Here is a 19,911-nt window from a genome sequence, read left to right as displayed (position 1 = left end):
AAGGGCCACTATAGAAGATCCTCACATCGGTGTGACAACTCCCGGTTCCAGCGGCAGGTCAATGCTGGCGATAAAACCACCGTCGGGGTGATTGGCCAGGATCAGGCTGCCGCCGTGGCGTTCAGCGGCGCGACGGGCAATGGCCAGGCCCAGGCCATGGCCCTGCGCAGTCTGGCCGGGCGCGCGGTAGAACGGTTCGCCCAACTGGCTCAGGTGTTCGGCATCGACGCCTGGGCCATGGTCACGCACGCTGATCAGAATGCGTTCACCCTGGTGTTGGGCCTGCAACTCGATGGGCAGTCCCTGTGGGTTGAAGCGCTGGGCATTGCGCAGCAGGTTATCCACCGCGCGTTCGATCATGGTCGGCCAGCCTTTGAGATGCAGGTCGGCGTCGGCCGTCAGTTGCACCACCTGGTCCGGTGCGCTGAGCTGGGCGTCTTTTTGCAGGGTCTTGAGCAGCGGGATAAGGTCGACCTCCTCGGCGCTGGCGTTGTCGGCATCGACCCGGGCCAGCACCAGAATTTCACTGATCAGCGCTTCCAGGCGGTCGCATTCACGCGTCAGGCGCGGCCAGAGCTTTTCCCGTTCCTCAGGGCTGGCACGTTCAGCCAGCGCGAGGGCGATCCGCAAGCGGGCCAGGGGCGAGCGCAGTTCGTGAGACACGTCGCGCAGCAATTGGCGCTGGCTGCCGATCAAGCTTTGCAGGCGCGCGCCCATGCGGTTGAAGTCGGTGGCGAGCACGCCGAATTCATCGCGGCGGTTGGCCAGTTGCGCCAGGCTGTTTTGCTGGTAGGTGGCCTGGCCGAGGTCATGCACCGCACCGCGCAGGCGGCTTAAGGGGCGGGTAATGGACAGTGTCACCAACAGGCTGAAGAGCGTGAGCACCACCAGCGCGATCGCCAGTGCGCTCAACGGCCACAACAGGCTGTTACGGTGCCAGGCATCCAGCTCCGGGTGGGGGATGCGGTAGATCAGCAGGTAGGTGTCACCGGTTTTTTCGCTGGTGTACTCGGCGGTCAGGCGCCGCCAGGGCAGGTGGCCGTCCTTGCTGTCGTTCTGCCGGGCCTCGAAGGCGGCGGCGCGTCGCGGGAAGGTGCCGCGCACCACGGGCTCGCCGCTTTCGTTGAGCACTTGCACGTCGATGTGGTACTGGCGCTTGCGCTGTTGCAGCAGGTCTTGGGCGGCGTCCTCGCCCTGGGTTTCGTAGAGTTGGGTCCACTCTTCGGCCAGGTTATTGAGGCCGGGATGGCGGCTGAGAATCCAGGCGTCCTGGTTGAGCATATGCCCAAGCAGGATCGACAGCCCGGCAACCAAGGCGATGGCCAGCCAGAAACTGGCCAGGATGCGCCAGAACAATGAACGCACAGGAAACCCTCAAACAGGAAAAGCCCAGTGGCGTGAGCCACTGGGCTGGGGGAGTGACGCTAACGCATTATTGCGCTTTTTGCGGCTGTTGCGCCTTCCAGGCTTGGAATTCCTTCCACTCGGCACGGCGCTGTTCTTGCTTCTTGACGATTTCGTCGAATTTTTTCTGCTGGTCGGGCTTGAGCACGGCACGGATGTCGGCCTGGGTTTTCTGTCTGCCGGCTGCGATTTCATCCTGCATGGCTTTCTGGTCAGCGGCCGGGAGTTTGTCCAGGTACTTTTTGACCAGGTCTTTGCGAGCGTGCCATTGGTCACCCATCAGCCTGCCGATCTGCTCGCGCTGTTCCTTGCTCAAATCCAACTGGCTGAATGGGCCACCCTTGCCACGCGGGCCGTGTTCACCGCCGTGGCCCGGGCCACCCATCATGTGGCCTTCAGGGCCGCCCATCGGGCCTGGACCTTCGGGCATCGCGGCCATGGCAACGGTCGGCAGGGCGGCGGCGAACATCAGAGCGATTAGGGTCTTGCGCATGGTGATTCTCCTGTCTCTATTCCGGTGAGTCCGGATGTGAGTAGATTACGGAGATCAAGGTCAGCGGCGGTCAGGTGTGGGTAAAGCTTGGGTAAAGAGGGTTTTGTCGCGAACTGACAAAACCCTGTAGGAGCGAGCCTGCTCGCGAAAAACGCAAGATAAGCGCGGGCATTCAGGCCGCCCGTATTATCGTTGACGTTTTTCGCGAGCAAGCTCGCTCCTACAGGGGCGGGGGGTTAGAGGCTGTAGTAGTAACCGCGACTGCGCAGCGCCACGATCCGTGGCCGTCCGTCCGGGTGCGGGCCGATCTTTTTGCGCAGGTTGCTTACGTGCATGTCCAGGCTGCGATCGTAAAGGGTCAGCTTGCGGCCGAGGGCGATCTGCGCCAGTTCCTGCTTATCCAGCGGTTCGCCGGGCTGGCGCAGCAAGGCTTCCAGCAGGCGGCTTTCGGAGACGGTGAGGGTGAATTCCTGTTCATCAATGCTGACCACGCCGCGCACTGGGCTGAAGCACAGGTCGCCCAGTTCAAGCTGGGTCGACACGGCGGCCGGGTGGCTGCGGCGTAATACCGCGCGCAGGCGGGCAGTCAATTCGCGGGGGTCACAGGGCTTGGCCAGGTAATCGTCGGCGCCCAGTTCCAGGCCGAGGATACGGTCCAGCGGTTCGCCCCGGGCCGAGAGCATCAACACCGGCAGCTCCGGGTGGTCGTTGCGCAATTGCTTGAGCAGCTCCAGGCCGCTGCCGTCGGGCAGCATCACATCGAGCACCACCGCCGCTGGGGCGCTGTCGGCCAATGCTTTACGGGCGCTCAAGCCGTCGTGGCAGGCGCGTACCTGGAAGCCTTCCTGGCCCAACCAACTGGTCAGCAGCTCACAGAGCTCCTGGTCATCATCTATCAGTAGCAGCTCGCTCATGACTCACTCAATTTAGCCATTGTCGACGACGACGGTGTCCACCGCTGGCGAAGATCCCGCACAGCAAGGCGATCAGCGCGACGGCCCCACCGGTGACGAACCATTGCTGTTGCTCGGTCAGCCATCGGGTCAAGCCGCCACCCTCTGTCTCTTTGAGTTGCTGGACCAGGCGTTGGTTCTCTTGGCGCAAGCGACTCAGTTGAGCGCTTTCGCGGGCCGCATCGGCCGTTTGCAGTTGCTTGCTCAGTTCTTCGCGCAGTCGTTCGCTTTCTTTCAAACGTTGCTGCAATTCGGTGATCTGGCTGCCGGCACTCAAGGACAGGGGCGTAGAACTGCCGGTGTTCGAGGTTTCTTCAGCGTGGGCCGTAGCCCCGATCATTAACACTGCCAACAGACACAACTGACGTAAGCGCATCGGAACTCCTGATTCCACACGAATATTCAGAACGTTGTCGGCAGGTTACCGAGAATAATGAGCAAATAGGAGTGCGCCGAACCGATTAGGTTCGGCGCGACCCGAATCAAGGCAGGACTTGCTTGAACGGTTTGACCACGACGTCGGCGTAGACGCCGGCAGCGACATAGGGGTCGGCCTTGGCCCAGGCCTGGGCGTCGGCCAGGGAAGCGAACTCGGCGACGATCAGGCTGCCGGTGAAACCGGCGTCGCCCGGGTCGTTGCTGTCAACGGCCGGGTGCGGGCCGGCCAGCACGATGCGGCCTTCGGCTTGCAGCACTTTCAGGCGCTCGACATGGGCCGGGCGCACGGACAGGCGTTTTTCCAGCGAGTTGGCAACATCGGTAGCAATGATGGCGTAGAGCATGTCAATCCTCGGTTTTCGGCGTGGTGGGGTCGGTGTCATGCAGGTGACGCGACAGGTAGATGCCCTGACCGACCAGGAACAGCACGGTCATGCCCAGGCTGCCGAACACTTTGAAGTCGACCCAGTAGTCCTGGAAGGTAAAGGCCACGAACAGGTTGGCGGCGCCGCAGAACAGGAAAAACACGATCCAGGCCACGTTCAAGCGGGTCCAGACCGGCTCCGGCAGGGTCAATGCATGGCCCATGATCCGCTTGATCAGCAGGCGATCCCCGATGAAGTGGCTGCCGATGAATGCGAGGGCAAACAGCCAGTTCACCACCGGGGCTTTCCATTTAAGGAAGGTTTCGCTGTGGAAGGCCAGGGTCAGGCTACCGAAGACCAGGCACGCCACCAGGGTCAGCCATTGGCTTTTTTCCAGTTTGCGCTGGGAGATGAAGATGGCGCCGTAGACCACAATGGAGCTGATGATCAGCACCGCGGTGGCGCTGTAGATGCCTCCGACGGTCAGCTCATGGCCGGCGAGATCGATGACCCTGGGGTCGAGTTTGTAAACGATGAAAAACAGCAACAGCGGGATGAAGTCGATGAATTGTTTCACAGTAAGAGCCAGAAGCTGGATGTGGCGGCATAATAACAAACATCCTTGGTAGCGAAAGCGCCAGCTGACTTGAGGTTACACTCCCCCGTGAATGTTGATTTGCACTGCCACAGCACGGCCTCCGACGGCGCCCTGGCGCCCGCGGTACTGGTTGCGCGTGCGTTTGAAAAAGGCGTGCGAGTCCTATCGTTGACCGACCACGACACCCTCGAAGGCCTCGATGAAGCCCGCGAGGCGGCGCATGCCCTGGGCATGCAACTGGTCAACGGTGTGGAATTGTCCTGCACCTGGGGGGGCGCCACTATTCATGTGCTGGGCTATGGCTTCGATCAAAAAGCCCCGGCGTTGGTCGAGGCCATCGCCCAATTGCACGATGGCCGTTGGCTGCGGTCCGAAGAAATAAGTCGCAAGCTCGGCCTTAAAGGCATGGCCAACGCCCTCGACGGCGCCCGGGCCATCCAGCAGGAACTGGGTGACAGCGGCAACGCGCCGGCCCGTCCGCATTTTGCCGACTGGATGGTGCGTGAAGGGTTTGTCAGGGATCGCGCCGAAGCTTTTCGCAAATGGCTGGGCGCCGGCAAGTTGGGCGACGTCAAGCAACACTGGCCAACCCTGGAAGACACCGTCGAGACCCTGCGGGCCTCCGGGGCCTGGGTCAGCCTGGCACATCCCTGGCATTACGATTTCACCCGCAGCAAGCGCCGCAAGCTGATTGGCGACTATATTGGTGCGGGCGGCCACGCGATTGAAGTGGTCAACGGGCATCAACCCGCCGAACAGGTTGGCAGCCTGGCGATTCTTGCCCGCGAATTTGGTCTGCTGGTCAGTGCCGGCAGTGACTTTCATGGCCCAGGCGGCTGGTCCGAGATTGGCGAGTATCGCCCCGTCCCGGAAGACTTGCCGCTCTTGTGGGGGCGATTCAAGCATGACCCCATTACTGCCACCGTCTGAACAGGTAGAACACGTGAGTCAATTCTTCCAGATTCATCCGGAAAATCCCCAGGCGCGCCTGATCAAGCAGGCTGTGGAGATCATCCGCGCCGGCGGCGTGGTGATCTATCCAACGGATTCGTCCTACGCCATTGGTTGCCAGATTGGCGACAAGAACGCGGTCGAGCGTGTCCGGCGCCTGCGGGGCCTGGACAAGAACCACAACTTCGCACTGATTTGCAGCGACCTGTCCCAATTGGGCTTGTTCGCCAAGGTCGACACCGGCACCTTCCGCCTGCTCAAGGCCCACACGCCGGGGCCCTACACCTTTATCCTCAACGCCACCCGCGAAGTGCCGCGCCTGCTGCTGCACCCCAAGAAGCGCACCATCGGCCTGCGCGTGCCGGAACATCCCATTGCCCTGGCCCTGCTGGCCGAGCTGGGTGAGCCGTTGATGAGCGTGTCGTTGATCCTGCCCGGCGAAGCCGAGCCGCTATACGACCCCTACGAAATGCGCCGCCTGTTGGAAAAACACGTCGACCTGATCATTGACGGTGGTTATGGCGGCAACAAAGCCTCCACCGTGATCAACCTGGCCGACGGCGAGCCGGAAGTGGTGCGTGTCGGCTGCGGTGACCCGACTCCGTTTATGGTCGAGGCCTGAATGTCGGCCGTGGAAACCGTCGACAGCCAGGCCGGCGCCCAACAGGAACTGCCGTTCGCCATGGTGTACGGCCAGGCGGTCATGGAAATGCCGCTGGACCTGTACATCCCGCCGGACGCCCTGGAAGTCTTCCTTGACGCCTTCGAAGGCCCGCTGGACTTGCTGCTGTACCTGATCCGCAAGCAGAACATCAACATCCTCGACATTCCGGTGGCGGAAATCACCCGCCAGTACATGGGCTATGTCGAGCTGATGCAGTCGGTGCGCCTGGAGTTGGCCGCCGAGTACCTGGTGATGGCTGCCATGCTCGCCGAGATCAAGTCGCGCATGCTGCTGCCGCGTTCGGAAACCGTCGAGGCTGAAGAAGACGACCCGCGTGCCGAACTGATCCGCCGCTTGCAGGAGTACGAACGCTTCAAGGCCGCCGCCGAAGGCATCGACGGCCTCAGCCGCGTGGGCCGCGATGTGCTGGTGCCCAAGCTCGACGCCCCGGAGGCCCGAGCGCGCAAATTGCTGCCGGACGTGAGCCTGGAAGAGTTACTGATGTCCATGGCCGAGGTGCTGCGCCGTGGCGATATGTTTGAACACCACCAGGTCAGCCGCGAGGCCCTGTCGACCCGCGAGCGCATGAGCGACGTGCTCGAACGCCTCAAGGGCGGTGGCTTCGTGCCGTTTGTCGAGCTGTTCACAGCCGAAGAAGGGCGCCTGGGGGTGGTGGTGACCTTTATGGCGATCCTCGAACTGGTCAAGGAGTCCTTGGTCGAGTTGGTCCAGAATGAGCCTTTTGCGGCTATCCACGTGCGGGCGCGAGCCGAATAAAGAGCTGAATCGATGAATCTGACTGAACCCCGCGAACTGGCCCCGTTGCTGGAGGCCTTTCTCCTGGCCTCGGGTAAGCCGCAATCCCTGGAGCGCCTGTTCGAACTTTTTGAAGAAGCCGAGCGCCCTGAACCCCCGGTCTTTAAAAAGGCGCTGGAGATTTTGCGCAAGTCCTGCGATGGCCGCGCCTTTGAACTGCGCGAAGTGGCGTCGGGTTACCGCCTGCAGATCCGTGAGCAGTTTTCCCCGTGGGTCGGCCGCTTGTGGGAAGAACGCCCGCAGCGCTATTCCCGCGCGATGCTCGAGACCATGGCGCTGATTGCCTATCGCCAGCCGATTACCCGGGGCGAAATCGAAGACGTGCGCGGCGTGGCGGTCAACAGCCATATCGTCAAGACGCTGCTGGAGCGTGAGTGGATTCGCATCGTTGGCTACCGCGATGTGCCCGGCAAGCCGGCGATGTTCGCCACTACCAAGGCATTCCTCGACCACTTCAACCTGAAAAACCTCGACGACTTGCCGCCGCTCGCCGAACTGCGCGAGATGGAAGCCGAGCCGGTGCTCGACTTCGACGACGTGCCGGTTCCGGCCAGCCTGCAGGAACTGGCCGATGCCACCGCCGAGCCGGAGGAGCCAAAGGACGAAACCAGCTTCCACACCCTGTTGCTGGAACTGGACGACATGGAGCAGGGCATCAAGACCGACTTCGACGACTTGTTGCGTGACGGCGCATCCGAACCGGACGCCCAGGTAAACGTCGAAACCGAGCCGGTGGTCGAAATTGAACCTGAACCTGAACCTGAACCTGAACCTGAAGCAGAGGCCGAGGCCGAGGAAGACATCCTCGGCGTCGCCGAAGCCCGGGAAAAACTCCTGGCCGCCGTCGCCGCCCTCGAACAACCGCCGTTGAGCGATGAAGAAGACGAAGCCCGCGCGCTGGCCGAAGCCATCGAGAACGAGCGACGTCAGCTAGAAGACTGACGCGATCCCCCTGTAGGAGCGAGCTTGCTCGCGAAGATCGTCAACGAAAACGCGGGGAATCTGGGGGGGGTGCGGTGTTCTTGCGTTTTTCGCGAGCAAGCTCGCTCCTACAGGATGTGCACCACCGGTCGGCGGAAAGACCACTGACCTGGCGCTTATCGACTAGTCTCTGATGCGCAACGCGCAGCATGCGCGTATGATTCGCGACCCTTTGCCGACGTATTCGGCCAAAGCCCCGCTTTCAACACTCTTCAGGCCACGCCTGAATCGACCCACCGGGAGGTGCTTAAGATGAACGACAAAGACCAGAACGACAGCCAGGAAATCGGCCCAGCAGGCGAAAAACTGCAAAAGGTGCTGGCGCGTATCGGCGTGGGCTCGCGCCGCGACGTCGAAGCCTGGATCACCCAGAAGCGCATCAAGGTCAACGGCGTAGAGGCCACCCTTGGCCAGCGCGTCGACCTGCACGATGCAATCACCATTGATGGCAAGGTCATCAAGCGTGAAGAGGCTGCCGAATCGGTACGCCGCGTCATCATGTACAACAAGCCCGATGGCGAAATCTGCACCCGTGACGACCCGGAAGGCCGTCCGACCGTGTTCGACAAGATGCCAAAGCCCAAAGAAGGCCGCTGGATCAATATCGGCCGCCTCGACATCAACACCACCGGCTTGCTGATGTTCACCACCGACGGTGAGTTGGCCAACCGCCTGATGCACCCGTCTTACGAGATGGACCGTGAATACGCGGTGCGTGTACGCGGTGAAGTCGACGACGAGATGATCGAACGCCTCAAGGCGGGCGTGGTACTGGAAGACGGCCCGGCCAAGTTCACCGACATCAAGCAGGCTCCAGGCGGCGAAGGCTTTAACCACTGGTACCACTGCGTGGTGATGGAAGGTCGTAACCGTGAAGTCCGTCGCCTGTGGGAATCCCAGGGCCTGGTGGTCAGCCGCCTGAAGCGCGTGCGTTTTGGCCCGGTGTTCCTCAACTCCGACCTGCCAATGGGCCGCTGGCGCGAAATGAGCCAGTACGAAGTCGACATCCTCAGCGCCGAAGTTGGCCTGACGCCGGTCGCCATGCCGCAGATGAACGCCAAGAGCAAAGACAAGCTCGAGCGTATGCAGCGTAAATCGTCGCGCCCTGTGGCCCGTACCGAGCGCGTTGCGCGCACCCTGCGCCCGGCACTGAACGCACCGGCAACCGGCGGGCGTATTTCTCGTGAGCCGCAGATCGAAGGCGAGCGCCGCCCAACGGCTCCGTCGCGCCAGGAAGGCGAGCGTGCACCACGCGCACCGCGCCCGGCAGGCCGTGGTGAAGCACCTGCTGGTGGTCGCAGTAATCGCGGTGAGGCCGGTCGCGGTGCGCCATCGGATCGTCCGGCCGACAGCGCCAACACCAAACGCCCAGCCAAGCCAGCGCCGAAAAAGCGCCCTGGCCTGAAACTGGTCGCAGACGAGCCGTCGGGCAAGCGCCGTGGCGCTCCGGCGGGTTCCGGTCAGCGTCCAGGCTTTGGTCGCAAGAAGCCGCAGTGATGTAAGCGCTGCACACCAACGCCAACCCTAGGGTTGGCGTTTTTTTTGCCTTGGAATACAGGCAAAAAATGTGGGAGGGGGCTTGCCCCCGATAGTGGTGTATCAGCTTGCCAATCCGGCGACTGATGCACCGCTATCGGGGGCAAGCCCCCTCCCACATTTGGATCTTCATCCTTTTCAAGGTCGGTGCTCAGAACGCGAAAGTGCCGTCAAACACCGGTTTGTCATCCAGGGCCAAGACCCCACTGGCAAAGATCAGATCCAGGTGATGGCTGCCTTTCTGCCCGCCGCCCAAGCCCAGGTGCAAGCCGCAATGGCGCTCCTCGAACCCGGCATTGCGGGCGTACAGATCCTTGACCCCCTCATTGGTGCCGATCCCCAGCTCTTCCACCCGGCGGTTGGAGGGGTTGGCATTCAGGTATTTGTTGAAATCCTCCGCGAGCCCCGGCACTTCACTGGCCACGCTGCAGATGGTCGAGTTCTCGATCCACAACTCCAAGGGTGATTGCAGTACACCGTATTTGCGCGCAAAGGGGATGGTGCTGAGGAAGGTCCCCATGAACCGCACTTGGCCATTGATCGCCTCGCTGTGGGTAGCGATCTCGCCGGGGGCCAGGTCGTGGTTGCCGATACCGTTGATATTGGTCCACTTCTTGATGCTGCTCAGCGGCGCTTCCAGGCGCGAGCCGTGTTCGTCGGTAAAGCTCAGCACCGTGGCCTGGGACATGCGCCGGATCAGCGTGGCATTGAGGTCGGCGATACGCTGCGGTTCGACGCTGAAGGTGTCGTAGAAATAGTCGCCGTAATCCTTGAACAGCAGGGATTTCTTCCAGTGTTCAGCCATGACCTCATGCAAGGCGCGAATAAAGTCCGGGCCTTCGGCGCGTGGGTTGGGCAAGGTCGAGGAGTCGTACAGAAACAGGTACAGGTCGCAGGCTTCGATGGCCTGGGCCAGGTGGTGGCTGGGCGCCAGGTCCAGGCGTTGTAGCTGGAAGTTAAAACGGGCGGCACTGCCGTGGGTGATGGCCTGGGCAATGGCGTCGTAGCGTTCGGTATGGCCCAGTAACACGGTCGGGCGGCTCAGGCCGATAAGGGCCGGGTGATGCGCGAGGTAGTAGAGAAAGTGTTCGACGGCGCGGGCCTTGTCCATGACGTATGTCCTTCTGTGCCTTGGGTAAGGGGGCAGGTGCCGTGCACAGCACCTGCCGGATGCCTGCCGCGTGTTAGAAAGGCCACATCGCGGTGCCAAAGGGCACAACGGCGTCGGCTTGCATCATTTCAACGGCTGCCTCGTGGGTCGGTGCTTCAAACCAATCGTCAAGTTGCAGTTCGGTTTCCAGGTCTTTTTCCAGTGCTTGCATGGTGTATCTCCTAGAGGACGTTGTTTGAGAACGGCTTGCCAGCGGCTTCGCTGGGCAAGTGAAAGAACCTAGGTGAGAGTGTTTGGTAATGCAAAAAATTTATTGACACGGTTTCATTTGCATTTTTTGTTCTGTTTTTTCAGGGCGTCGATTTATTCAGAAAAAACAGTTGGCTAGCTGACACGACAGGTCAGCAATTTCCTGGCGACAATTTTCTGCTGAATGACGGATAAGCGTGCCTGTAACGCTGGGTTTCCGCGGTGTAACAATAAATTTACGATATTGGCCGGGCATTTCTCAGCCTCGCCAAGCTGTAAGGAATACCTGACAGATTGTCGCGCACGCTCTGCGACGGCCTCCCGAAGCTGTCGAGCGGTGTACAATGCGCCGCGTTTTACTGTGACCCCCTTGCGTAACCACGCAAATGGCCAAGACCTCAGGGTGACTCGCCCTGATCATTCCGCCTGGCCACGAGCCAGTCGGGTTCTATTTCGTCACAGATAAAAACAAACAGGTGACGCATGACCGTTAGAACGACGCTGTACTCCTGGTGCCTGCGCTGGGGTTTGAGCGGTGCTGCTTGAGTCGGTAATTCAAGCCAGCAACGTGCATTCAACATCATCAAACCTTGCGTGAGACCCTTTTCATGAGTGGACCCCATTCTTCTTCAGGCGAGCTGAAACGCGGCCTGAAAAATCGGCATATCCAGTTGATCGCCCTCGGTGGTGCCATCGGTACCGGCCTGTTCCTGGGCTCGGCCGGGGTGCTCAAATCCGCCGGCCCGTCGATGATCCTCGGCTATGCCATCTGCGGCTTTATCGCGTTCATGATCATGCGCCAGCTCGGCGAAATGATTGTCGAAGAGCCGGTCGCCGGATCTTTCAGCCACTTTGCCCACAAGTACTGGGGCGGTTTCGCCGGCTTCCTGTCGGGCTGGAACTGTTGGATCCTGTACATTCTGGTGGGCATGTCGGAGCTGACGGCTGTCGGCAAGTACGTGCATTACTGGTGGCCGGAGATCCCGACCTGGGTGTCGGCGGCAGCGTTTTTCGTGCTGATCAATTTGATCAACCTGGCCAACGTCAAAGTCTTCGGTGAGGCCGAGTTCTGGTTTGCCATCATCAAGGTGGTGGCCATCGTCGGCATGATCGCCCTGGGCAGTTACTTGCTGGTCAGCGGCAGCGGCGGCCCACAAGCCTCGGTGAGCAACCTGTGGGAACATGGCGGCTTCTTCCCCCATGGCGTCGGCGGGTTGGTGATGGCCATGGCGATTATCATGTTCTCCTTCGGCGGCCTGGAAATGCTCGGCTTCACCGCTGCCGAAGCCGACCAGCCACGCACCGTGATCCCCAAGGCAATCAACCAGGTGATCTACCGCATCCTGATCTTCTACATCGGCGCCCTGGTGGTGCTGTTGTCGCTGACGCCGTGGGACAGCCTGCTGGCGACCCTCAACGCGTCCGGCGATGCCTACAGCGGCAGCCCGTTCGTGCAGGTGTTCTCGATGCTGGGCAGCAACACCGCCGCGCATATCCTCAATTTCGTGGTGCTGACGGCGGCGCTGTCGGTGTACAACAGCGGCACCTACTGCAACAGCCGCATGCTGCTGGGCATGGCCGAGCAGGGCGATGCGCCCAAGGTGTTAGCGAAGATCGACAAGCGCGGCGTGCCAGTGCGTTCGATCCTCGCTTCGGCGGCGGTCACGCTGGTGGCAGTGTTGATGAACTACTTGATCCCGCAACACGCGTTGGAGCTGCTGATGTCTCTGGTGGTGGCCACGCTGGTGATCAACTGGGCGATGATCAGCTTCTCGCACTTCAAGTTCCGCCAGCACATGAACCGCACCGGCCAGGTGCCGCTGTTCAAGGCGTTGTGGTACCCGTATGGCAACTACGTCTGCCTGGCGTTCGTGGTGTTTATCCTGGTGATCATGCTGATGATTCCGGGGATCCAGGTGTCGGTGTACGCGATCCCGGTGTGGGTCGCGTTCATGGCGGTGTGTTACGGGATCAAGAACAAGCGCAGTGCTGAAGCCGCGTTGAGCGCAGCGAGTGCGACACTGAAGTAAACAGGCGCACGTCTAAAGAAAACCCCGCACCCTGTATTCCGCTGTCGGGAACTCAGGGCGCGGGGTTTTTGAATGTTGAAGTCGTCAACTTTTTGAAATCACACCGCTCATGTATTCGTTCAAGTCGCGCAAGTCCTTGACGTTCCAGGCATGCGGCGCGACCTTCACCCCATTCTCGCGCAGCGTTTTTGGGATCAGGTCTCCATTCGGGCGGAGTATGACCGAAGACACAATAACGCCCGGATAAGCCGCCAGCCGTTTTTTGAAGGCCGGGGTTGTAAGGTCAGGTGTGGGCGGGTTGCTTTTCTTGGCCAACGGCCCCGTTGCCTTGAGGTCTGGCCCGTGGCACATGGCGCATCGCTGTGAATAGAGGTTTTTGCCATTGGTATTGTCTGCAAGGGACAGTGGCGTTTGAATGAGTGATAAGGTGCCGAGCAAAATGATCAATAGTATTTTCATGTTCATGCGTCCTTGTTGTTGATGTTGTTGTCCGAGTTGGGCGTGTCCGTTGCCTAAGGTTTTTGATCGATGCTGGTGATATCCAATAATGTGCAGCTACCCGATGCCGAGATCGAGCTGACTGCCATCCGCGCTCAGGGCGCCGGTGGTCAGAACGTCAATAAGGTGTCGAGCGCGGTGCACCTGCGGTTTGATATTCCAGCATCGTCGTTGCCGGACTTCTATAAGGAGCGGTTGCTGGCGCTGCGTGACAGTCGGATCACCAGCGAAGGGGTGCTGGTGCTCAAGGCCCAGCAATATCGGACCCAGGAGCAGAACCGCGCCGATGCGCTGGAGCGCCTGGTGGAGTTGATCCTCAGCGCCACCAAGGTCGAGAAGAAGCGCCGCCCCACCAAGCCCACGCTGGGTTCGAAGAAGCGCCGCCTGGAATCCAAGACCAAACGCGGCAGCATCAAGGCCGGGCGCGGCAAGGTCGATTTCTAGGCACCGCGCGACTCACGGGCCTTGGGCGCTTGCCGGTACAGATAGACACTCAGCAGCAACCCTCCCAGGGCGGCAAGGGCGGCGAACAGGAAGATCGAGGCGAAGCCGAAGCCTGCCGCCACGGCCCCGGCCAGCGGGCCGGTAATCCCCAGCGACAAGTCGATAAACAACGAGTAAGCCCCTACCGCCGAACCCCGGCTGGACGCGGGCACCAGGTTGACCGCCTCCACCCCGAGCGCCGGGAACACCAGGGAAAAGCCGAAGCCGCTCAACGCCGCCCCAGCCAGGGCCAGGTGGGCATCCGGCGCCAGCCACAGCAACAACAGGCCAAGGATCTCCACTGACAGGCAGGCGATCGCCACGCGAAAGCCGCCAATCCGGTTGATCAAATTGCCGAACAACAGGCGGGCGCCGATAAAGCTGGCACCGAACAGGCTCAAGGCCCACACCGCGTTATCCCAGTGCTGGGTGGTGTAGTACAGGGTGATAAAGGTGGCGATGGTGCCAAAGCCGATGGAGCCCAGGGCCAGCGCGCAACCGTGGGGCAGGACCCGACCCAGCACGTTCATGAACGGCAGGCGCACCCCGGCCACAATCGGCGCCGCTTCCTTGGGCCAGGCCAGGGCGACGCCGATGACCGCCAGCAGAATGATGCTGACCCCCATGCTCCACAACCCGAGATGACTGACCAGCAGCACCCCCAACGGTGCGCCGACCGCCAGCGCGCCGTAGCTGGCGATGCCGTTCCATGAGATCACCTTGGCGGTATTTGTCGCGCCCACACGGCCAATGCCCCAGCCGATGGCGCCCGAACCGACCAGGCTTTCAGCACTGCCCAAGACCAGGCGGCCGATCAGCAGGCTGCCCAGGCTCAAGGCCGGCAGGCTGGAAAACCAGGCTGCGAGCAACATGAACACGCCGCTCAGGCCGCAGCCCACCAGCCCGATCAATACCGCACGCTTGCTGCCCAGGTTGTCGATGATGCGCCCGGCGTAGGGGCGGCTCAGTAAGGTGGCCAGGTATTGCACGCTGATCACCAGCCCGGCGATCACCGCGCCATAGCCCAGTTCACTGTGGACATAGCCGGGCAATACGGCGAGGGGGATGCCGATGTTCAGGTAGCCGATGAAGGTGAACAACACGATGGAAACAACTTGCAGCGTGACCGCCATGGGGCGCTGGGTATCTGGCATGGGAGAGGTCCACTGTCGCAGCAGGTAAAGATAGGCTGCTAATGATACCGGGGCTTTGGTCCGCGCAGGGCGGTAAAACGCAAAAACCTCAGATCAAAAAGACCTCAGGCTCGAGCGGGGGCCAGCAATTGGGTGGTGACCAGGGCGGCCAGCGCATTTTCCTGGGTACCGAAGCGCTTGAGCAAAACGGCTTGTTTGTCTGCGCTGAGGCGGTTCCAGACGTCGACCATCTGCAAGGCCGTATCAAGCACGGCGGTGTCGCGGCTGTCGGGAGGGGTATCGGTCATGGTGGGGATCTCGGGCAATTCAGGCAGTGTGGAAAGCGCTCAAAGGTGCGCTTTCCACACGGTCTGGTACGGCGTCAGTCCTGGCTTTTGCTGTCGACTGGTTTTGCTTCTTTGGCCTCAGGCTGCTTCGCGCTGGCCTGCTGCGGGGTTGGCTGCTCAGTTTCGTGCAGGCTTGGGAAGGGGAGATTAGGTATCTCGTGCATCGTCGTCGCTCCTCGCAAGGTCTGTGGTTTTCAATCGCAGGTGATTCCGCGCTCTCAAAAAGCCTTGGCAGGATACAGCACTGTAAATGACAAAAAGACTTTTATATCGACGGATGTGCGAGCCTTGATTTTTTTACGCAAGTGACAAGAGGCCGCACGGCTAGAACGGCACCTTGCCGAGGATCATGTCGCGGTACATCACGAAATCCCCCAGCAGGCTGTAGAACGGGTGCTGGAAGGTCGCCGGCCGATTCTTTTCGAAGAAGAAGTGGCCCACCCAGGCGAAGCCATAGCCGGCGATGGGCACCGCCAGCAACAGGCCCAGGGAGCCTTTGCCCACCGCATACGCCAAAAAGCCAATCACCAGCGTGGTCCCGATGAAGTGCAGGCGCCGGCACGTGCTGTTGGCGTGCTCCGCCAGGTAATAGGGGTAGAACTCGGCAAAGCTGTTGAATCGCTTGATGTTTTGCACGACGGGCGGCCCTTTGATTGTTATGCCGCCCAACAGATGTTCGGCGGGGAGCTTATTTGAGTCTAGAGTGATCAGTGGTAACAGCCAGTGACAATAGATGCCACTTTAGTATCCTTGGCTTCCTGGCTGCTGGTTGAGCCTGCTTTTTTAAGAAGACGCCATGAGCGAACGAACAACTTCTGCAAGCTGGGCGATGGGGATAGTCAAGGCATTGGAAATGGACGGCCTGGATTGCCGTGCCTTGTTCCAGCAACTGGGCCTGGACTACGCCGCCCTCAACGATCCCGATGCGCGTTTTCCGCAAGACTCCATGACGCGGCTCTGGCAGCGCGCGGTTGAGTTATCGGGCAACCCCGCGATCGGCCTGAACATGGGCAAGGTGGTGCGCCCGGCGTCGTTCCATGTGGCCGGCTATGCGCTGATGTCCAGTAACACCCTGGCCGAAGGTTTTATGCGCCTGGTGCGTTACCAGCGCATCATTGCCGAAAGTGCCGACCTGAGTTTCCGCCTGTTACCCGAAGGTTATGCGCTGATCCTCACGGTTCATGGCGATCACCTGCCACCGACCCGGCAAAGCGCCGAAGCGTCGCTGGCCTGTGCATTGGCATTGTGCGGCTGGCTGACCGGTCGCACCCTGCAACCGCGCAAGGTGCTGTTGCAAGGCGAGCAGCCCGCGAACCTGGCGCCCTACAGGCAAGCGTTCCATGCCCCACTGGAGTTCGACGCGCCCTACGACGCGTTGATCTTCGAGCGCGCCGACATGGACGCGCCGCTGCCCACCGCTAACGAGGCCATGGCGCTGTTGCATGATCGGTTTGCCGGTGAATACCTGGCGCGCTTCTCGGAAAGCCGTGTGACCCACAAGGCTCGGCAGGTACTGTGCCGCCTGTTGCCCCAGGGTGAGCCCAAGCGCGAAGTGGTGGCCCAGACCCTGCACCTGTCCCAGCGCACCTTGCAACGGCGTTTGCAGGAGGAGGGCACCAGTTTCCAGACCTTGCTCGACGACACCCGTCGCGAACTGGCCGAGCAATACCTGGCGCAGCCGAGCATGACCCTGCTGGAAATTGCCTACCTGTTGGGGTTTGCTGACCCGAGCAACTTCTTTCGCGCGTTTCGCCGCTGGTTCGATAGCACGCCCGGCGAATACCGGGCGCGTCTGTTGGAAACCTCGACGGTCAGTGACGCCAGAACGCAGGAATACACAGAACAAAGACTGTAATGATCTCCAGCCGGCCCAGTAACATGCCCAGCGACAAAATCCACTTGGCCGCATCCGGCAGGCTGGCGAAGTTGCCGGCCGGGCCGATGGTTTCTCCCAGGCCCGGGCCTACGCCGGACACGGTGCTGGCGGCGCCGGTCAGGGCGGTCATCCAATCCAGGCCCAGCAACGACAAGGCCAGGGCGATCATGCAGATGGTGATCGCGAAGAAGAACGAGAACGTGAGGATCGAGCGTACGATTTCTTCGTCGAGGCGGTGGCCGTTGTACTTCTGCTTGATCACCGCGCGCGGGTGAATCAGTTGGTTCAAGTTGGCCTTGAGCAGGATATAGGCGACCTGGAAACGGAAGATCTTGATTCCGCCCGCCGTGGACCCCGAGCAGCCGCCGATAAAGCCCAGGTAGAAAAACAGCATCAGTGAGAAGTTGCCCCACAGGCTGTAGTCCCCCAGTGCAAAGCCCGTCGTCGTAACCACCGACGTCACGTTCAGCGCCACATGGCGCAGGGCATCCAGCCAATGCAGGTTGGTGGTCCACCAGTACCAGGTGCCGAGCACCAGCCAGGTCACCAACAACAAGGCGAGCAGCCCCTGCACCTGCTGATCCTTGATCAACGCCCGGCGGTTGCCGCGCAACGTGGCGACATACAGGGTGAACGGCAGGCTGCCGAGGATCATCACCACCACCGCCACCCAGTGCACGGCCGGCTGTTTCCAGTGGGCCAGGGACTCATCGGAGGTGGAAAAACCGCCGGTGGAAATCGCCGACATCGCATGGTTGATCGCATCGAACAAGCCCATCCCGGCCCACCAGAACGCCAGGCTGCCGAGGATGGTGATGCCTACGTATGCCGCCACGATCAGCCGCGCCACCATGTGCGAACGCGGCATGACCTTCTCCGAGCGGTCCGAGGATTCGGTCTGGAACAGGCGCATGCCACCGATGCGCAGCAGCGGCAGGATCGCCACCGCCATGCCGATAAAGCCGATACCGCCGAGCCAGTGCAGCAGCGAGCGCCATATCAGGATGCCCGGCGACATGCTGTCCAGCCCGCTCAGGACCGTGGAACCGGTGGCGGTGATACCGGACATGCTTTCGAAGAAGGAGTCGGTGTAGCTGATGTGTTGGGTCAGCAAAAAGGGCAGCGCGGCGAAGATGCACACCACCACCCAACTGCTGACGGTCAGCAGGTACATGTCTCGGGGCCGCAAGTGCACATGCTCCGGGCGCCCGGGGATTACCAGGACCAGGCCGGCGACAAAGGTGATCAGGCTGGCCCACAGGAACGAAGGCAGGTCTTGGGTGCGCTCGAACAGCACCAGGGTGGCCATGGGCACAACCATGGCGATCGCGAGGGTGATCAGGAAGATGCCGATGATGAAACCGATGATGCGTAGGGTCGGCAACGCCATGAAGTGAGCTCGGGTGAAAGGAGAGAGGCGCCATTCTACCTGGGGTGCAGGGCATGTAAACCGGGCCGTCGAGACGATGCAGGTCAACTGTGGGAGGGGGCTTGCCCCCGATAGCGGCCTGTCAGTGAAGGAAGTACCTGCTGACCCACCGCCATCGGGGGCAACCCCCTCACACATGGGGTCTGTGGTAGAAGACATAGCGCAAAAAAAAGGCGACCCGAAGGTCGCCTCATTCAACACGGCACGGATCAGAACTCGTGATCAGCGTTATCCGGGTTCAGGTCGCTGATGCCCAGCTTGCCTGCAGCGGCTTCGATCGAGCCGGTCTGCTTGACCAGCGCGGCGATGGCGTCACGCACGATCTGGTTGCCCGCGTCGTTACCGGCAGCGATCAACTGGTCGTAATGTTCACCCTTGTTGGCATGATCAACCATGACCTGGATCTTCGCTTCGGTCGCGGCCAGGTCGGCCTTCAGGGCGCTATCGGCCGCCGGATCGACCTTGGCCACCAGCGACGACAGGCTGGCGCCCGTCATCTTGGTGCCGTCGACTCGGGTGTATTCGCCCAGGTAGACGTTGCGGATGCCCTTGGCGTCATAGAAGTGCGAGTTGTGGGTGTTGTCGCTGAAGCAGTCCTGCTCGTCTTCCGGCGAGTTGGCCTCCAGGGAAACCTTCATGCGCTCGCCAGCCAGTTCGCCCAAGGACAGGCTGCCCATGCCGAACAGCATTTTGCGCAGGCCGTCGGTGGCAGGTTCTGCCTCCAGGGTGGCGCGGTAGTTGTCTTCGACGTTGGGTTTCCAGTTGCCGACCATTTCTTCCAGGTCGCTGACCAGCAGTTGGGTCACGGCGCGCAGGTAAGTGCGGCGACGCTCGTTGTGGCCGCCCGTGGCGCCGTCGCCCGTCATGTAGTCCGATGCAGGGCGGTTGCCGGCACCTGGGCCGGTGCCGTTCAGGTCTTGGCCCCACAGCAGGAATTCGATGGCGTGGTAGCCGGTGGCGACGTTGGCTTCGGAACCGCCGAGCTCATTGAGGCTGGCGAGTTTTTCCGGGGTGATGTCCTTCACGTCGACCTTGTCTTCGCCCACCTGGATCTCGGTATTGGCAATGATGTTGGCGTTGGCGCCTGGGTTACCCAGGGCGTGTTCGTAGGATTTGTCGGTGTAGTCGATCAAGCCTTCGTCCAGGGGCCAGGCGTTCACTTGGCCTTCCCAGTCGTCGATGATGGTATTGCCGAAGCGGAACACTTCACTCTGCAGGTACGGTACGCGTGCAGCGACCCAGGCGGCACGGGCGGCTTTCAGGGTCTGGTCGTTCGGATTGGCGAGGAAGGTGTCGATCGCGGTCTGCAGGGTTTTCGCGGTGGATTCGGCGTCGCTGTAGACCGCGAATACCATGTCGGCGTAATGCGCGACCACAGCCTTGGCGGCTGCTTCGTCGACCTGGCCGGCAGGGGTGGCAGCCGCTGGAGCGGTAGTGCTGGCAGCCGGGGTCGGCGCCTGGGGCGCAGCGGCTTTGTCTTTACCTTCGCCGCAACCGGCGAGAGAAATGGCAATGGCCAGCAGACTGGCGGTGGCCAGGGGCATACGAATCATGGC

Annotated in this window: 22 protein-coding genes; 8 read left to right on the top strand and 14 right to left on the bottom strand. The window is 61.3% G+C overall.

What is annotated here, in order from left to right; translation table 11 throughout:
- Positions 1 to 21: 21 nt before the first annotated feature.
- The 6 genes from QU606_RS28870 to QU606_RS28845 form a co-directional block, all read right to left on the bottom strand.
- Complete coding sequence (locus QU606_RS28870; protein ID WP_024077122.1) at positions 22 to 1,365, bottom strand: HAMP domain-containing sensor histidine kinase; 1,344 nt, start codon at positions 1,363 to 1,365, stop codon at positions 22 to 24.
- 67 nt (positions 1,366 to 1,432) lie between these two features.
- Entirely contained in the window at positions 1,433 to 1,897 is a 465-nt protein-coding gene (locus QU606_RS28865; protein ID WP_024077121.1) for an LTXXQ domain-containing protein, read from the bottom strand.
- A 236-nt stretch (positions 1,898 to 2,133) separates the two neighbouring features.
- Positions 2,134 to 2,811, bottom strand: a complete 678-nt coding sequence (locus tag QU606_RS28860; protein ID WP_024077120.1) for a response regulator transcription factor — start codon at positions 2,809 to 2,811, stop codon at positions 2,134 to 2,136.
- 7 nt (positions 2,812 to 2,818) lie between these two features.
- Positions 2,819 to 3,226: a translation initiation factor 2 gene (locus QU606_RS28855; protein ID WP_024077119.1), complete on the bottom strand. Its 408-nt coding sequence runs from the start codon at positions 3,224 to 3,226 to the stop codon at positions 2,819 to 2,821.
- A 106-nt stretch (positions 3,227 to 3,332) separates the two neighbouring features.
- Positions 3,333 to 3,632 carry a YciI family protein gene (locus QU606_RS28850; RefSeq protein ID WP_024077118.1) on the bottom strand — a complete coding sequence of 100 codons (300 nt, stop codon included), beginning with the start codon at positions 3,630 to 3,632 and terminating at the stop codon, positions 3,333 to 3,335.
- Between the two features lies 1 nt (position 3,633).
- Positions 3,634 to 4,230 carry a septation protein A gene (locus QU606_RS28845; protein WP_069076936.1) on the bottom strand — a complete coding sequence of 199 codons (597 nt, stop codon included), beginning with the start codon at positions 4,228 to 4,230 and terminating at the stop codon, positions 3,634 to 3,636.
- A gap of 87 nt (positions 4,231 to 4,317) precedes the next feature.
- Here QU606_RS28845 and QU606_RS28840 point away from each other — a divergent pair, with 87 nt between their 5' ends.
- The 5 genes from QU606_RS28840 to rluB all read left to right on the top strand — a co-directional run bounded on the left by QU606_RS28840 (position 4,318) and on the right by rluB (position 9,160).
- Positions 4,318 to 5,181, top strand: a complete 864-nt coding sequence (locus tag QU606_RS28840; RefSeq protein ID WP_024077116.1) for a PHP domain-containing protein — start codon at positions 4,318 to 4,320, stop codon at positions 5,179 to 5,181.
- A 13-nt stretch (positions 5,182 to 5,194) separates the two neighbouring features.
- On the top strand, positions 5,195 to 5,824 hold the full coding sequence (locus QU606_RS28835; RefSeq protein ID WP_024077115.1) for an L-threonylcarbamoyladenylate synthase: 630 nt from the start codon (positions 5,195 to 5,197) through the stop codon (positions 5,822 to 5,824).
- A 120-nt stretch (positions 5,825 to 5,944) separates the two neighbouring features.
- Positions 5,945 to 6,643, top strand: coding sequence for a ScpA family protein (locus QU606_RS28830; RefSeq protein WP_172831386.1), 699 nt, complete (start codon positions 5,945 to 5,947; stop codon positions 6,641 to 6,643).
- 12 nt (positions 6,644 to 6,655) lie between these two features.
- Complete coding sequence (gene scpB / locus QU606_RS28825) at positions 6,656 to 7,624, top strand: SMC-Scp complex subunit ScpB (RefSeq protein ID WP_304997882.1); 969 nt, start codon at positions 6,656 to 6,658, stop codon at positions 7,622 to 7,624.
- 291 nt (positions 7,625 to 7,915) lie between these two features.
- Entirely contained in the window at positions 7,916 to 9,160 is a 1,245-nt protein-coding gene (rluB, locus tag QU606_RS28820) for a 23S rRNA pseudouridine(2605) synthase RluB (RefSeq protein ID WP_024077112.1), read from the top strand.
- A 190-nt stretch (positions 9,161 to 9,350) separates the two neighbouring features.
- On the opposite strand, the gene QU606_RS28815 is transcribed toward rluB, so the two are convergent.
- Together QU606_RS28815 and QU606_RS28810 are read right to left on the bottom strand one after the other, a co-directional pair.
- Positions 9,351 to 10,310, bottom strand: a complete 960-nt coding sequence (locus QU606_RS28815; RefSeq protein ID WP_304997881.1) for a leucyl aminopeptidase — start codon at positions 10,308 to 10,310, stop codon at positions 9,351 to 9,353.
- 73 nt (positions 10,311 to 10,383) lie between these two features.
- Positions 10,384 to 10,521, bottom strand: a complete 138-nt coding sequence (locus QU606_RS28810) for a hypothetical protein (RefSeq protein ID WP_003237751.1) — start codon at positions 10,519 to 10,521, stop codon at positions 10,384 to 10,386.
- A 646-nt stretch (positions 10,522 to 11,167) separates the two neighbouring features.
- Between QU606_RS28810 and QU606_RS28805 the strand changes: the two genes are divergently transcribed.
- Positions 11,168 to 12,589 carry an amino acid permease gene (locus QU606_RS28805; protein ID WP_102623785.1) on the top strand — a complete coding sequence of 474 codons (1,422 nt, stop codon included), beginning with the start codon at positions 11,168 to 11,170 and terminating at the stop codon, positions 12,587 to 12,589.
- An 84-nt stretch (positions 12,590 to 12,673) separates the two neighbouring features.
- On the opposite strand, the gene QU606_RS28800 is transcribed toward QU606_RS28805, so the two are convergent.
- On the bottom strand, positions 12,674 to 13,048 hold the full coding sequence (locus QU606_RS28800) for a cytochrome c (RefSeq protein WP_024077109.1): 375 nt from the start codon (positions 13,046 to 13,048) through the stop codon (positions 12,674 to 12,676).
- 69 nt (positions 13,049 to 13,117) lie between these two features.
- On the opposite strand from QU606_RS28800, the gene arfB reads away from it, so the two are divergent.
- Entirely contained in the window at positions 13,118 to 13,531 is a 414-nt protein-coding gene (gene arfB / locus QU606_RS28795) for an alternative ribosome rescue aminoacyl-tRNA hydrolase ArfB (RefSeq protein WP_024077108.1), read from the top strand.
- On the opposite strand, the gene QU606_RS28790 is transcribed toward arfB, so the two are convergent.
- The 3 genes from QU606_RS28790 to QU606_RS28780 form a co-directional block, all read right to left on the bottom strand.
- Complete coding sequence (locus tag QU606_RS28790) at positions 13,528 to 14,724, bottom strand: MFS transporter (protein WP_024077107.1); 1,197 nt, start codon at positions 14,722 to 14,724, stop codon at positions 13,528 to 13,530. The genes arfB and QU606_RS28790 overlap by 4 nt on opposite strands.
- A gap of 104 nt (positions 14,725 to 14,828) precedes the next feature.
- Complete coding sequence (locus QU606_RS28785) at positions 14,829 to 15,011, bottom strand: hypothetical protein (RefSeq protein WP_024077106.1); 183 nt, start codon at positions 15,009 to 15,011, stop codon at positions 14,829 to 14,831.
- 363 nt (positions 15,012 to 15,374) lie between these two features.
- Complete coding sequence (locus QU606_RS28780; protein ID WP_024077104.1) at positions 15,375 to 15,686, bottom strand: DUF962 domain-containing protein; 312 nt, start codon at positions 15,684 to 15,686, stop codon at positions 15,375 to 15,377.
- A 160-nt stretch (positions 15,687 to 15,846) separates the two neighbouring features.
- Here QU606_RS28780 and QU606_RS28775 point away from each other — a divergent pair, with 160 nt between their 5' ends.
- Positions 15,847 to 16,905, top strand: coding sequence for an AraC family transcriptional regulator (locus QU606_RS28775; protein WP_069076942.1), 1,059 nt, complete (start codon positions 15,847 to 15,849; stop codon positions 16,903 to 16,905).
- Here the strand turns inward: QU606_RS28775 and QU606_RS28770 are convergent.
- Together QU606_RS28770 and QU606_RS28765 are read right to left on the bottom strand one after the other, a co-directional pair.
- Positions 16,862 to 18,316 (bottom strand): TrkH family potassium uptake protein, encoded by a 1,455-nt coding sequence (locus QU606_RS28770; protein WP_024077102.1) that lies wholly within the window; start codon positions 18,314 to 18,316, stop codon positions 16,862 to 16,864. The genes QU606_RS28775 and QU606_RS28770 overlap by 44 nt on opposite strands.
- Positions 18,317 to 18,564: 248 nt before the next feature.
- A complete protein-coding gene (locus tag QU606_RS28765) occupies positions 18,565 to 19,908 on the bottom strand; it encodes an imelysin family protein (RefSeq protein ID WP_024077101.1) in 1,344 nt (447 codons plus the stop codon).
- Positions 19,909 to 19,911: the final 3 nt, after the last annotated feature.

It is taken from the genome of Pseudomonas sp. OVF7, from assembly GCF_030644265.1.
In the GTDB taxonomy this organism is placed as follows: Bacteria; Pseudomonadota; Gammaproteobacteria; order Pseudomonadales; family Pseudomonadaceae; genus Aquipseudomonas; species Aquipseudomonas gorinensis.
The sequence above is the reverse complement of the archived record's forward strand: the minus strand, read 5'-3'. Positions and strand labels throughout refer to the sequence as shown.

Bases quoted from the DNA above. Each gene is read 5' to 3' on its own strand.
- QU606_RS28865 (WP_024077121.1), bottom strand. From the start codon at position 1,897: ATGCGCAAGACCCTAATCGCTCTGATGTTCGCCGCCGCCCTGCCGACC.
- QU606_RS28860 (WP_024077120.1), bottom strand. From the start codon at position 2,811: ATGAGCGAGCTGCTACTGATAGATGATGACCAGGAGCTCTGTGAGCTG.
- QU606_RS28855 (WP_024077119.1), bottom strand. From the start codon at position 3,226: ATGCGCTTACGTCAGTTGTGTCTGTTGGCAGTGTTAATGATCGGGGCT.
- QU606_RS28850 (WP_024077118.1), bottom strand. From the start codon at position 3,632: ATGCTCTACGCCATCATTGCTACCGATGTTGCCAACTCGCTGGAAAAA.
- scpB (WP_304997882.1), top strand. From the start codon at position 6,656: ATGAATCTGACTGAACCCCGCGAACTGGCCCCGTTGCTGGAGGCCTTT.
- rluB (WP_024077112.1), top strand. From the start codon at position 7,916: ATGAACGACAAAGACCAGAACGACAGCCAGGAAATCGGCCCAGCAGGC.
- QU606_RS28815 (WP_304997881.1), bottom strand. From the start codon at position 10,310: ATGGACAAGGCCCGCGCCGTCGAACACTTTCTCTACTACCTCGCGCAT.
- QU606_RS28810 (WP_003237751.1), bottom strand. From the start codon at position 10,521: ATGCAAGCACTGGAAAAAGACCTGGAAACCGAACTGCAACTTGACGAT.
- QU606_RS28805 (WP_102623785.1), top strand. From the start codon at position 11,168: ATGAGTGGACCCCATTCTTCTTCAGGCGAGCTGAAACGCGGCCTGAAA.
- QU606_RS28800 (WP_024077109.1), bottom strand. From the start codon at position 13,048: ATGAAAATACTATTGATCATTTTGCTCGGCACCTTATCACTCATTCAA.
- arfB (WP_024077108.1), top strand. From the start codon at position 13,118: ATGCTGGTGATATCCAATAATGTGCAGCTACCCGATGCCGAGATCGAG.
- QU606_RS28790 (WP_024077107.1), bottom strand. From the start codon at position 14,724: ATGCCAGATACCCAGCGCCCCATGGCGGTCACGCTGCAAGTTGTTTCC.
- QU606_RS28785 (WP_024077106.1), bottom strand. From the start codon at position 15,011: ATGACCGATACCCCTCCCGACAGCCGCGACACCGCCGTGCTTGATACG.
- QU606_RS28775 (WP_069076942.1), top strand. From the start codon at position 15,847: ATGAGCGAACGAACAACTTCTGCAAGCTGGGCGATGGGGATAGTCAAG.
- QU606_RS28770 (WP_024077102.1), bottom strand. From the start codon at position 18,316: ATGGCGTTGCCGACCCTACGCATCATCGGTTTCATCATCGGCATCTTC.
- QU606_RS28765 (WP_024077101.1), bottom strand. From the start codon at position 19,908: ATGATTCGTATGCCCCTGGCCACCGCCAGTCTGCTGGCCATTGCCATT.